Source organism: Streptomyces sp. E2N166, assembly GCF_003671715.1.
In the GTDB taxonomy this organism is placed as follows: domain Bacteria; phylum Actinomycetota; class Actinomycetes; order Streptomycetales; family Streptomycetaceae; genus Streptomyces; species Streptomyces thinghirensis.
Window position 1 is genome coordinate 1,199,194 of sequence record NZ_RAIF01000006.1, and the last position, 12,363, is coordinate 1,211,556.

At 73.1% G+C, this 12,363-nt stretch carries 11 protein-coding genes; 2 read left to right on the forward strand and 9 right to left on the reverse strand.

Annotation, left to right across the window (positions count from 1 at the left end; translation table 11 throughout):
• Positions 1-321: 321 nt before the first annotated feature.
• Positions 322-867, forward strand: a complete 546-nt coding sequence (locus EBH09_RS05800) for a Repetin (RefSeq protein ID WP_121745881.1) — start codon at positions 322-324, stop codon at positions 865-867.
• On the opposite strand, the gene EBH09_RS05805 is transcribed toward EBH09_RS05800, so the two are convergent.
• The 9 genes from EBH09_RS05805 to fmt form a co-directional block, all read right to left on the reverse strand.
• Entirely contained in the window at positions 815-2,047 is a 1,233-nt protein-coding gene (locus EBH09_RS05805; RefSeq protein WP_121745882.1) for an MFS transporter, read from the reverse strand. The genes EBH09_RS05800 and EBH09_RS05805 overlap by 53 nt on opposite strands.
• A gap of 189 nt (positions 2,048-2,236) precedes the next feature.
• Complete coding sequence (locus EBH09_RS05810) at positions 2,237-2,689, reverse strand: Lrp/AsnC family transcriptional regulator (protein ID WP_055415902.1); 453 nt, start codon at positions 2,687-2,689, stop codon at positions 2,237-2,239.
• Between the two features lie 36 nt (positions 2,690-2,725).
• Complete coding sequence (locus EBH09_RS05815) at positions 2,726-4,213, reverse strand: amino acid permease (RefSeq protein WP_121745883.1); 1,488 nt, start codon at positions 4,211-4,213, stop codon at positions 2,726-2,728.
• A gap of 698 nt (positions 4,214-4,911) precedes the next feature.
• A complete protein-coding gene (locus EBH09_RS05825) occupies positions 4,912-6,354 on the reverse strand; it encodes a GuaB1 family IMP dehydrogenase-related protein (protein ID WP_193776123.1) in 1,443 nt (480 codons plus the stop codon).
• Positions 6,355-6,462: 108 nt separating this feature from the next.
• Positions 6,463-6,816: a barstar family protein gene (locus tag EBH09_RS05830; protein WP_121745885.1), complete on the reverse strand. Its 354-nt coding sequence runs from the start codon at positions 6,814-6,816 to the stop codon at positions 6,463-6,465.
• An 81-nt stretch (positions 6,817-6,897) separates the two neighbouring features.
• The gene (locus EBH09_RS05835; protein ID WP_193776124.1) at positions 6,898-7,941 is read right to left on the reverse strand and encodes a sugar-binding domain-containing protein; all 1,044 of its coding nucleotides are present in this window, start codon (positions 7,939-7,941) and stop codon (positions 6,898-6,900) included.
• Between the two features lie 77 nt (positions 7,942-8,018).
• Positions 8,019-8,705 carry a ribulose-phosphate 3-epimerase gene (gene rpe / locus EBH09_RS05840; RefSeq protein WP_121745887.1) on the reverse strand — a complete coding sequence of 229 codons (687 nt, stop codon included), beginning with the start codon at positions 8,703-8,705 and terminating at the stop codon, positions 8,019-8,021.
• Positions 8,706-8,883: 178 nt separating this feature from the next.
• Positions 8,884-10,302 (reverse strand): transcription antitermination factor NusB, encoded by a 1,419-nt coding sequence (locus EBH09_RS05845; protein ID WP_121745888.1) that lies wholly within the window; start codon positions 10,300-10,302, stop codon positions 8,884-8,886.
• A gap of 80 nt (positions 10,303-10,382) precedes the next feature.
• Entirely contained in the window at positions 10,383-11,315 is a 933-nt protein-coding gene (gene fmt, locus EBH09_RS05850) for a methionyl-tRNA formyltransferase (protein WP_121745889.1), read from the reverse strand.
• Between the two features lie 322 nt (positions 11,316-11,637).
• Here fmt and EBH09_RS05855 point away from each other — a divergent pair, with 322 nt between their 5' ends.
• Positions 11,638-12,186 carry a hypothetical protein gene (locus EBH09_RS05855; RefSeq protein WP_121745890.1) on the forward strand — a complete coding sequence of 183 codons (549 nt, stop codon included), beginning with the start codon at positions 11,638-11,640 and terminating at the stop codon, positions 12,184-12,186.
• Positions 12,187-12,363: the final 177 nt, after the last annotated feature.

Below are 12,363 nucleotides of genomic sequence, written 5' to 3' on the forward strand. Positions count from 1 at the left end.
GCCAGATAGACGGTACGGTCGGCGGGCCCGGCCGGACAAGAAGGACCTGTTGCGCGCCGGTGAGCGGTTCGTTGCGTTCGCGGGGCACCCCACGGCGATTCGTTGTGCGCCCCGCACGGCCGGCCGGCCCCGGACCACCGCCGCGCGCTCACGCCCGCCGGCCGCCGTACCCGCGGCTCCTTCCTGAGAGGCAGTTCGTGCCCCTCCTTCCCCGCCGCGCGGCGGAGGGCGTTCCCGCCCTGAGCGCGATGTGGCGGTGGCACGGCGCCGGAACAGTGGTGGGCATCCAGCTCGCCATGTTCCACCTGCGGAGGGACCGCCATGAAACGCCGTACGATGACCGCCGCACTCTGTGCCGCACTGCTCCTCACCGCCGTCACGACGGGCGCCGCGGTCGCCTCCGGCCCCCACGAGGAACGGCCTTCGAGGGAGGCCGCCGCGCTCACCGGCACCGCCAAGCTGTACCGGTCGGCCGGGGACGACATCACCTTCAGCTTCGACGCGCATCTGGCGGCCGAGGACAACGACGACCCGCTCAAGGCCACCGGGACGTTCGAGTTCAGCCACTACGTGAACGGCGCGGGCGCCCGGGCCGAGGTCTCCGTCGACTGCCTGGTCACCGGAGGCGACGTGGCCGTCGTCTCCGGTGTCGTCACCGACTCCGACCTGCCCGGCGCCGAGGGCAGGCGGGTCGGCGTCACGGTCCACGACCTCGGCCGTCACGACCGCCTCGGCTACAGCTGGGCCGCCACGGGCAGCCCCGCGGAGGGCGCGGAGCTGCCCCGGTGCGTGTCCTCGGCGCCCTACGAGAAGGTCAGGAAGGGGACCGGCGACTTCGAGGTCGTGCCCTGGCGGCCGCGGCTGTAGTGCGGGCGGCGGTGGCCAGCAGCAGCGCCGTCAGCAGATACGGCACCGCGGACAGGGCGAACGCGGTGCCGTGCCCCGTCACCGTGGCGGCCACCGCGTACGCCCCGTAGGTCGCGAGGGTGCCCAGCTCGGTGCCCAGGCCGGCGACCGAGGTCAGCGTGGCCCGGCCGGTGTCCTCGATGCGCTCCTGAAGGCGGGCGTCGGCCAGCACGGTCGCCAGCTGGAAGCCGCCGAAGGCCAGTGCGACCAGGACCAGGGCCACCGGGGTGCCCGCCGCGGCGCCCACGGCCAGGGCCAGCGCCGAGCCGGCGAGCAGGGCGGCGAACCCGGTCGTGGTCAGGCGTGCGGCGGCACCGGCCAGCAGGCTGCCGGCCGTGGCACCGGCCCAGATCACCAGCAGCAGCCAGGGGACGGTCTCCTGCGCCACGCCGGTGTCGCGCGCCAGCAGCGGCGTGTACTCGTCGAGCGCGCCCCACACCGCGGTCACGGCCGGGACGAGGAGCAGCGCGCCGCGCACGGATCGGTCGGTGCGGGCCTCCGCGAGTCCGGCGCGCAGGGTCGCGGACCATCGGTCGCCGTCGGCGGAGGGCTTGCGGTGCTCGGGGAAGCGTGTCGCCACGATCGCCCCGGCCAGGCAGACCAGTACGCTCGCGGCGCCCACCGCCTCGTAGCCGCCCCAGGCGAAGACCGGTCCGGCCAGGCCCATCGCGGTCATCGTCGCGGTGATGCCGACCGCCCGCGCCCGGCCCATGACGCGGGCGTACCGGTCGGCGGCGCCGGCCCGGTCCAGTTCGTCGTAGACCAGCGCCTCCAGGGCTCCCGAGCCGAGCGCTCCCCCGGCGCCCCACAGCACGAAGCCGAGCGCGAAGGTGCCGTAGGAGGGCACGAGCACCCACAGGGCGAACCCGGCGGCGGTGAGCAGCGGGCCCAGCACCAGTAGCAGCCGCCGGGAGACGGCGTCGGCCCAGGCGCCGGAGGGCACCTCCAGAACCACGCTGGTCAGCGACCACACGGCGAACAGGGAGGACATCTGCCAGACGGACAGACCGGTGTCGCTGAACAGCAGCGCGTACACCGGGTACAGCAGGACGAACTCGTCGCAGAACGCGGAGCCGTACAGCGTGCGCGTCAGCCGCCGGGTACCGGCGGTGGCGGGGGCACGCTCGGGTGAGAGAGTCATGAGGCCTTCCCGAGGGGGCGGATCGGACACCGGAGGTACGGCGTCCGAGGCGGCCCTCGGGAGGAGGCGCTGCTGGTGGATCAATGTCGCCAGGTCATGACACCGATGCTAGACGGCACACGGCCCGCTGCCCACCGATTACCCGTGCCCACCGACCGCCCGTGCCCACCGACTGCCTGTTCCCACCGATTACGTGGGTGACCCCGACGAGAAGCGCCGCAGCAGGGGCGACAGCACCAGCACGGACCGGGTCCGCTCCACGAACGGCTCCCCGGCGATCCGCTCCAGGACCCGTTCGAAGTGCCGCATGTCGGAGGCGAAGACCTGGGCGACCGCGTCCGCGTCCCCGGTGACGGTGGACGCGGCCACGACCTCCTGGTAGCGCTCCAGGCCCCGCTGGATGGTCTCCGGCGAGGTGTTGCGGCGGCAGAAGATCTCGACGAACCCCTCGGTCTCCCAGCCGAGCGCGGCGGGGTCGACCCGTACGGTGAATCCGGTGATGGCTCCGGTGGCGCGCAGCCGGTCCACGCGCCGTTTCACGGCGGGCGCGGACAGGCCGACCGACTGCCCGATGTCCGCGTAGGAGCGGCGGGCGTCCTCGGCGAGGGCGTGCACGATGCGTTCGTCGAGATCGTTCAGCACTGCGGGTGGTTCACTTCGTTTCTGGAGCTGCTGGAGCTACTGCTGCTTCTGGGCTGCCGAGGTGTCCGGCGTGGCGAGCCGGGAACGACGATGGCCGTACACGAAGTAGAACACGAGCCCGACGGCCATCCAGACACCGAAGACCACCCAGGTGACGGTGGACAGGCTGCCCATCATCCAGACGCAGAAGGCGAAGCCCAGCGCCGGCAGGACCGGTGCCAGCGGCACCCGGAAGGTGCGGTGCATGTCCGGACGGGTCCGGCGCAGCACCACGACGGCCACGTTGACCAGGGCGAAGGCGAAGAGGGTGCCGATGCTGGTGGCGTCGGCGAGCTGCCCGAGCGGGATCGCGGCGGCCAGGACGCCGCAGAACAGGGAGACGATCAGCGTGTTGGCCCGGGGGGCGCCGCTCTTGGGGTGGACGCGGGAGAACACCTTGGGCACGAGCCCGTCGCGGGACATGGCGAACAGGACGCGGGTCTGGCCGTAGAGCACGGTCAGGACGACGCTGGCGATGGCGACGACCGCGCAGAACGCCAGCAGGGTGCCCCAGAACTCCTGCCCGGTGACGTCGGTCATGATCTGGGCGAGGGAGGCCTCGGAGTCGGTGAAGGTCCGCCAGGGCCTGGCGCCGATGGCGACGGCCGCGACGAGGACGTACAGCACCGTGACGATGATCAGCGACAGCATGATCGCCCGGGGCAGGTCGCGCTGGGCGTTCTTGGCCTCCTCACCGGCGGTGGAGGCGGCGTCGAAGCCGATGTACGAGAAGAAGAGCGTCGCGCCGGCCGCGCTGACGCCGGCCATGCCGAGCGGCATGAAGTTCTCGTAGTTGCCGGAACGGAAGCCCTGCACGCCGATCGCGCAGAACAGCACCAGCGCGGCGATCTTGACGACGACCATGATCGTGTTGGCGCGGGCGGACTCGCGGGCACCGCCCAGCAGGAAGGTCATGGCGAGAAGCACCACGATCAGCGCGGGCAGGTTGAAGATGCCGCCGTCGCCGGGCGGGGCCGACAGCGCGGCCGGGATGGTGACGCCGATGGTGCCGTCGAGGAGTTCGTTGAGGTACTCGCCCCAGCCGACGGCGACGGCGGCGACCGACACGCCGTACTCCAGGACCAGGCACCAGCCGCAGATCCAGGCGACCAGCTCACCCATGGTGGCGTAGGCGTACGAGTACGAGGAGCCGGCGACCGGGATGGTGCCGGCCAGCTCGGCGTAGGACAGCGCCGAGAAGAGTGCCGTGAGACCGGCGATGACGAAGGAGAGGGTGACGGCCGGCCCGGCCTTCGGTACGGCTTCGCCGAGGACGACGAAGATGCCGGTGCCGAGGGTGGCGCCGATGCTGATCATCGTGAGCTGCCACAGGCCGAGGGAGCGGCGGAGGGTGCCGCCCTCGCCCTGGCCGCCCTCGGCGACCAGCCGTTCCACGGGCTTGCGGCGCATGAGGCGCGCGGCCAGGCCCGGGGACGAGGGGGTGGCCGGTCCGTCGTGGTGCGGGGGTGCGCCTTGGTCGAGCACGCGTTGACTCCTTTGTCGCTGCCGGTCGCGCCCGTCGGTGTGAACGGACGGGCTCGCGGCGGGCTCTGGAGCGGCGGGGACCGGCGGGCACGCTCGTGAAGAGCGGGAACCCACCGAGCGGAGTCCCCGCCACGCCACGTACAGCGCAGAACACTACGAGGGGTGCGGGCCCTCGGTAATGCAGCAACCTTGCGCATCTCCGCACGATCGTTGCGTTCACCGGGGCGGGGCGCGTGTTCGTTGCGCGGAGGCTGTGCAGCGTTGCGCGGAGGCTGTGCAGCGTTGCGTACGGGGGCCGGCGGGCAGTGGATCGGCCCTGGTCAGCGGCCGTCCGGACCGCCCGCGATCACCCGTGCCTCAGCCGCGTCCGCCGGGTCGAACCCGATCTCTCCGGGCCGGCCGCACGCGGCCTCCCGGGACGGCCGGACGGTGAGCCGGCGCCTGTGGGCCGCCTTGGGGGGCCACCACATCGCTCAGCGAGCGCGAGCGGCTCGAGGAAGCCGGGTGCGGTCGAGGGCGGGCCTCTTCGTCGCTGCCGTCGCCGGCCAGGGACTCACGCGCGCGGCTCGTCGAGGCGGGCCACGGCGGTCAGCAGGGCGCACCGCGGCTCGATGCTCTGCGGTGTCGTCATGCGCCCGGCGTCGCGTCAGGGTGGCTTGACGTCATGCCACCCTGACGCTGTCCGGGCTCGGGCGTGCTCAGCTCCAGCTGGCGTGCAGCGGCTTGCCCTCGGCGTAGCCGGCGGCGCTCTGGATGCCGACGACGGCCTTCTCGGCGAACTCCTCCAGGGAGGCGGCGCCGGCGTAGGTGCAGGAGGAGCGGACACCCGCGATGATCGAGTCGATCAGGTCCTCGACGCCCGGGCGGGTCGGGTCGAGGAACATCCGGGAGGTGGAGATGCCCTCCTCGAACAGCGCCTTGCGGGCCCGGTCGTAGGCCGACTCCTCGGAGGTGCGGTTGCGCACGGCGCGCGCGGACGCCATGCCGAACGACTCCTTGTAGGGGCGGCCGTTGGCGTCGTGCTGGAGGTCGCCCGGGGACTCGTACGTGCCCGCGAACCAGGAGCCGACCATGACGTTGGACGCGCCGGCCGCGAGGGCCATCGCCACGTCGCGGGGGTGCCGGATACCGCCGTCGGCCCACACGTGCTTGCCGTACTTCTTGGCCTCGGCGGCGCACTCCAGGACGGCGGAGAACTGCGGCCTGCCGACGCCGGTCATCATGCGGGTGGTGCACATGGCACCGGGTCCGACGCCGACCTTGATGATGTCGGCGCCCGCCTCGATCAGGTCGCGCACGCCCTCGGCGGAGACGATGTTGCCCGCGACGATCGGGACCTGCGGGTCGAGATCGCGCACCACCTTGACGGCGCCGATCATCGACTCCTGGTGGCCGTGCGCGGTGTCGATGACGAGGGTGTCCACGCCCGCGTCGAGGAGCTGCTTCGCCTTGCCCGCCACGTCGCCGTTGATACCGACGGCGGCGGCGATGCGGAGCCTGCCGTTCGCGTCGGTCGCCGGGGTGTACAGCGTGGCGCGCAGGGCGCCCTTGCGGGTCAGGATGCCGGCGAGGCGGCCGTCCTTGTCGACGGCGGGTGCGTAGCGGCGGTTGGCGGTGTCGAGGGTGTTGAAGGCCTCACGCGGGTCCATGTCCGCGTCGATGAGGATCAGGTCCTTGGACATGACCTCTTCGAGCTGGGTGAAGCGGTCCACGCCGGTCAGGTCGGTGTCGGTGACCACGCCGATCGGCTTGTGGTCCGCGTCGACGACGACACCGGCGTTGTGCGCGCGCTTGGGCAGCAGGGACAGCGCGTCGGCGACGGTCTGGTGCGGCGCCAGCACGATCGGGGTGTCCAGGACGTGGTGGCGGCTCTTCACCCAGGAGACGACGTCGGTGACGACCTCGATCGGGATGTCCTGCGGGATGACCACCAGGCCGCCGCGCCGGGCCACCGTCTCGGCCATGCGGCGCCCCGCGATGGCGGTCATGTTGGCGACGACGAGCGGGATGGTGGTGCCCGTGCCGTCCGGGGAGCCGAGGTCCACGCCCTGCCGGGAGCCCACGGCGGAGCGGCTCGGCACCATGAACACGTCGTCGTACGTCAGGTCGTACGAGGGCTGGATGTCATTCAGGAAACGCACGTGCTGCACATCCCAGTCGATCAGAGGTGGCCCCCGGACAGGTCAGCCAGGGGGAAAGAGCACGTACTTCATTCTCCCATGGCCGATGACCGACAACCCCCGGGCAGATCATCCAGGCTGGTCGGCGACCCCCTTGGAGGATCCTCCAGGGCCGAGGGTCACGAAGAGCCCCGGACCGCGGTCCGTCGCCTCGGCGAAGACCTCCTCGGCGACGGACCACTCGTCCGGCCGCGCCTCGGCGTACTCCCGCCAGCCGCGCACGACGAGGACCAGCCCCCGCTCCACCGCCTCCCCGGGCCAGACCGAGGGGTCGGCGAGGGAGTCGGCGAGCGCGTCCCAGTTCCGGCCGAACCAGTCGGGCAGCGCCAGGTCACGGGCGCAGCGGTCCATCAGGCCCGCCTTGTCCGTGACCCCGTCGAGGTCCAGCGTGACCACGAGCCGTCCCGCGGGGTCCTCGTTCATGTCGCGCCCTTCTCCCTCCGCCGATCGCCCGATCGTCTGATCGCCCGATGGCGTCCGATCGCCTGCTCGCCCGATCCGCCGTCAGATGCCGTCCGGGTCCGTCCGGTTGAGCGTCGACTTCGGTGCCGTGCCCACTGTCATCAGGTAGTCCGCGGCCGACGTGTCCGTCACCAGGCTGGTGACGAGACCGGAGCGCAGCACCGCGTCGATGGCCGCCGCCTTGCGCTGCCCGCCCGCGATCGCCACGACCTCGGGGATACGGCGGAGCTGGTCGGCCTTGACCGTGATGCACCGCTCCCCCAGGTCCCGGCCGACCCGGCGCCCCTCGGCGTCGAAGAGGTGCGCGGACATCTCGGCGGCGACACCGAGCGAGGCGTAGTGCGCGCGCTCCTCGTCGCTGAGCATGTCGTGCACCGTCGAGATGCCCGGCTCCCAGGAGCCGATGGAGACGCAGGCGACCGTGACCTTGTCGAAGTACTCGAAGGCCCGGGCGATCCCGGTCTGGTGCCGCAGCGCCTGTGCGGTCGCCGCGTCCGGCAGCAGCATCGGCGCGTAGATGGGGTGGGCGTCGCCGCCCGACACCTGGGCGGCGCGGCGCACGGCCTCGACCGAGCCGCGCTCGGCGGTCCCGGCGTCGTACACGCCCGTCAGCTGCACCACCGTGCACGGCGGCAGCCGGTCGAGCGCCGCCGCCATGTGGATGGTGGACCTGCCCCAGGCCAGGCCCAGCACATCGCCCTCGTTGACCAGCTCGCCGAGCAGGTCGGCGGCCACCTCTCCCAGGTTCTCCGGGTCGGGCGTCTCCTCGGCGTCGGCCGGGGACTCCACCACGACTGCGTGCCTGAGCCCGTAACGGGCCCGCAGCGCGTCCGAGCGCTCCGCGTCCAGCTCGGCCGGCACCCGGATCTCGATTCGTACAAGGTCCCGCTCGAGGGCGGTCTCTAGGACCCTGGCCACCTTGAAGCGGCTGACGCCGAACTCCTCCGCGATCTGGATCTTGGACTTGCCCTCAAGGTAGAAGCGGCGGGCCATGGCCGCCGCCTGGACCAGCTCAGCGGGTCCCATCCGCATGGCTGAACGGCCCGCCGACATACCCGACACGGCGATCTCCTCACTGCTGTTCACACTCTGGATACGCCGTTCATCCTTGCAGATTCGGCGCACTTGATCAGCCCTGATGGGAGCCGTTCACGTTCTGTTCCTCAGTGGTCGCACGCCCAGGACGCCTTGGCGGTCGCCGCCTCGGCCTGCGTGCGCAATGCACGTACCGCCTCGGCCGGGTCGGACGCCCCGTACACGGCGGAACCCGCGACGAAGACGTCGGCGCCGGCGTCGGCGCACCGCTCGATCGTCGATGCCGACACCCCGCCGTCGACCTGGAGCCACAGCTCCAGACCGTGCTTCTTGATCAACTCACGGGTGCGCCGGATCTTCGGGAGCATGATGTCGAGGAACGCCTGCCCGCCGAAGCCCGGTTCAACCGTCATGATCAGCAGCATGTCGAGTTCCGGGAGCAGATCCTCGTACGGCTCGATCGGCGTCGCGGGCTTCAGCGCCATCGAGGCGCGGGCGCCCTTGGCCCGGATCTCCCGCGCGAGGCGCACCGGCGCGGCGGCCGCCTCGACGTGGAAGGTGACGGAACCGGCGCCCGCCTCCACGTACTGGGGCGCCCAGCGGTCGGGGGCCTCGATCATCAGATGGCAGTCCAGCGGGGTGTCCGTCGCCCTGGCCAGGGACTCCACGACCGGCACGCCGAGCGTGAGGTTGGGGACGAAATGGTTGTCCATGACGTCGACGTGGAGCCAGTCGGCTCCCCCGACCGCCTCGGCCTCGTCCGCGAGGCGGGCGAAGTCGGCGGACAGGATGCTGGGGTTGATCTGCGCGGCCATGCCCCAAGACTGCCATGCCCTCCGGGGGCGGGGCGGGACGGGTCCCGGGCAGCCGGGGGTCGTTGGTCGGGCGCGGGCCTGAAGGGGATGGCCGCGCCACCCCGGCGGAGCCGCGGCGCGTCACGGCCCCGTGCCCCATTCGGGGCGCGTTGAGGGCGGTGCCCCCTTCGGGGGCCTGTTACGCGGTGCGGCGGATCAGAGCGAGGTACATGGCGTCCGTGCCGTGGAGGTGGGGCCACAGCTGTACGTCGGGGCCCTCGCCGAGGTCGGGGACGTCCGGAAGAAGGGGGCGGGCGTCGAAGGGTTCCGCGTCGGGGAACTGCTTGAGGACGTCCGCGACGACGGCCCGGGTCTCGGCGAGGTGGGGCGAGCACGTCGCGTAGCCGACGACCCCGCCGACCCGCACCGCTTCCAGGGCGCTGCGCAGCAGCCCGCGCTGGAGCGGGGCGAACCCGTCCAGGTCCTCGGGACGGCGCCGCCAGCGCGCCTCGGGGCGGCGGCGCAGGGCACCGAGCCCGGTGCACGGCACGTCGACCAGGACGCGGTCGAAGCTGCCGGGCCGCCACGCCGGGCGGGTCCCGTCGGCCGCGATCACCTGGTACGGTCCCGGGCTCCCGTCCAGTGCCTTGGCCACGAGACCGGCCCGGTGCGGCTGCTTCTCGGAGGCGAGCAGGAAGGCACCGCGCTCGGCGGCCAGGGCCCCGAGCAGCGCGGCCTTGCCGCCCGGCCCGGCGCACCCGTCCAGCCAGCGCCGGTCCGGCCCGTCCAGGGGAGCGTTGGCCAGCGCGAGCGCGACGAGCTGGCTGCCCTCGTCCTGCACACCGGCCCGGTTCTCCCGTACGGCGTCGACGGCGCCGGGCTCACCGCCCTCGCTCAGCCGCACCGCGTACGGCGACCAGCGCCCCGGTACGGCGGCCTCCTCGCCCAGCAGCTCGTCGGCCGTGGCCCGTCCGGGGCGGGCGACGAGGGTGACCTCGGGCCGCTCGTTGTCCGCGGCCAGCAGCTCCTCGATGCCGGACCGGCCGCCTCCGAGCGAGTCCCACAGCGCGGAGACGACCCAGCGCGGATGCGAGTGCACGACGGCGAGGTGGTCCTCGGGGTCCTCGTCGTAGGGCGGGGCGACCCGCTCCAGCCACCCGTCGAGATCGTCCCGCGCGACCTTGCGCAGCACGGCGTTGACGAACTTGGCCCGCCCGTCGCCGAGCACGACCCGGGCCAGCTCCACGGTGGCGGACACGGCGGCGTGGCTCGGGATCCGCGTCCCGAGCAGCTGGTGGACACCGAGGCCGAGCACGTCCAGCACCGGCGGGTCGACCTCCCGCAGCGGCCGGTCGACGCAGTCGGCGATGATCGCGTCGTAGGTCCCCTGCCGGCGCAGCGTCCCGTACACCAGCTCGGTGGCGAGGGCCGCGTCCCGGGCGTCGAAGTCTTCCCGCTCCCGCGCCTTGCGCAGCAGCGGCGGAAGCACGAGATTGGCGTACGCGTCCCGCTCGTCGACGGCCCTGAGCGCCTCGAAGGCGAGGATGCGGACGGGATCCTTCTGGGGCCTGCGGTACGGCTTGCCGGGCTTGCGGGGACGACGAGGCTGCTCGCTCACGAAAAAGGTGCTCCGGGTGTGGGATGAAGTGCGCTCACCAGCGTACGCCGGGCCGGTGAGCGGTGCTGCTGAGGCGCAGGTCAGCCGCCGAGCGACTCGCCGTCGGTGATCCGCACGCCGCGCGCCCAGTCCGCGGCCCGCATCGGCTTCTTGCCCTGGGCCTGCACCCACAGGAGCTCGACGGCGTGGGAGCCGGTGCCGACGTGCACGTTGTTCTTGCCGGCGGCGAGCTGCCCCGGAGCGAGGTCCGTCCGCTCGGGCGCGGGGAGGGCCTGCACGAGCTTGAGCCGCTCGCCCCGGAACGTGGTCCAGGCGCCGGGGGCCGGGGTGCAGCCGCGCACCACGCGGTCGACGCGCAGCGCCGGGGCGGTCCAGTCGACCCGGGCGTCCTCGACGGTGATCTTCGGGGCGAGGGTGACGCCGTCGGCCGGCTGCGGTACGGCCTTCAGGCTGCCGTCCTCGATGCCGTCCATGGTGGCGGCGAGCAGTCCGGAGCCGGCGAAGGCGAGCCGGGTCAGCAGGTCGCCGCTGGTGTCGGTGGGGCGGATGGTCTCGGTGACCGTTCCGTAGACGGGGCCGGAGTCGAGGCCCTCCTCGATCAGGAAGGTGGACGCGCCCGTGATCTCGTCGCCCGCCATCAGCGCGTGCTGCACGGGAGCGGCGCCGCGCCAGGCGGGCAGCAGCGAGAAGTGCAGGTTGACCCAGCCGCGGGCGGGCACGTCGAGGGCCACGCGGGGCAGCAGCGCACCGTAGGCGACGACGGGGCAGCAGTCGGGCGCGATCTCGCGCAGCCGCTCCAGGAACTCCGGATCGCGCGGCTTCGCGGGCTTGAGCACCTCGATGCCGGCCTCCTCCGCACGCTCGGCCACGGGTGAGGCGACCAGCCGGCGTCCTCGCCCGGCCGGAGCGTCCGGGCGCGTGACGACGGCGGCCACCTCGTGGCGCCCGGAGGCGATCAGGGCGTCCAGGGCGGGAACGGCGACCTCGGGGGTACCGGCGAAGACGAGCTTCATGGGTGGGACGGGCCTCTCGGGCGGGGCGGATGTCGGGCAGCGGCCCAGTCTACGAGCCCACCCCCGGACGGACAGCCGCCGCCCGCGACGCACCCCACGGCAGACGCCGGCCTCTCGACCGACGGAAAACGGGTGGTGCGCGCGTGGGAGGGAAGCATGCCGAAGGCCGAGGCGCAAACCCCGCGAAACCAGGCGCACGCATATGCCGCCACGCCCCCACCCCGTGACCACCGGAGCGCCCACGCGTTGGTCAAGGAAGAGTTGACCACCGGACCGCCCGCGCGGCCCGATTCCTTTCAACGCCGGTTCGAGAGGCTTGTTCATGGCCGACCACGCAACCCACGACGCCCAGGCTCGGGCCAGCCTGCACTTGCTGGTGCGGGACATCGAGCGGGTCCGCCGGCAGGTGGACGCACTGCGCACCCTCACCGCCCAGTTGGGCAACGTCTACCGCCCGCGCCGCTCCGGCCCCTCCACGGGCTTCGTCGTCTACGGGCGGGCCCCCGCCCCGACGGTCCGTCTCGCCCAGGAACTGCGGGACAGCGTCGAGACCCTGGTCACGGCCGCCGTGGACTTCGACCGTTCGCTCGGCTTCTCGTGGGACGCGGTGGGCTCCGCACTCGGCGTCACCAAGCAGGCGGTGCACCGCCGCTACGGCTCCCGCCGCGCCGCGGCCCAGACGGCTCCCGCCGAGACCCCCGAGCACGCACCGGAACCGACGAGTGCCCACCCGGTCAACGTGGGCCCCGGCCTCCCCACCGTGCCCACGGTCCCGGCCGCCCGGTCCATGCCGACCCAGCCGACGGCGGGCAGCCCGGCCCTGCGCGACGACGTCCGGCCGACGGCCTTCCCCGGCCCGCGCAACGGCTGAGCCCCGACGGCCCACCGGCCCGCTGTCCGCCCGGTTCACGCGGGAGGACGGCGGGCTCCGGTGTGTACGCCTCCGCGCTCGCCCTCACCCGATGTCGGGCGGGTCGATCCGCACCCAGACCGCCGCGTCGCTCCCCCGCGCCATCCGCGCCGCCTGAGCGGCCTTCAGCGCACCGGC

Coding starts and splice junctions, on each gene's coding strand:
- EBH09_RS05800 (WP_121745881.1), top strand. CDS start 322: ATGAAACGCCGTACGATGACCGCCGCACTCTGTGCCGCACTGCTCCTC.
- EBH09_RS05805 (WP_121745882.1), bottom strand. CDS start 2,047: ATGACTCTCTCACCCGAGCGTGCCCCCGCCACCGCCGGTACCCGGCGG.
- EBH09_RS05830 (WP_121745885.1), bottom strand. CDS start 6,816: ATGAACGAGGACCCCGCGGGACGGCTCGTGGTCACGCTGGACCTCGAC.
- rpe (WP_121745887.1), bottom strand. CDS start 8,705: ATGGCCGCGCAGATCAACCCCAGCATCCTGTCCGCCGACTTCGCCCGC.
- fmt (WP_121745889.1), bottom strand. CDS start 11,315: ATGAAGCTCGTCTTCGCCGGTACCCCCGAGGTCGCCGTTCCCGCCCTG.
- EBH09_RS05855 (WP_121745890.1), top strand. CDS start 11,638: ATGGCCGACCACGCAACCCACGACGCCCAGGCTCGGGCCAGCCTGCAC.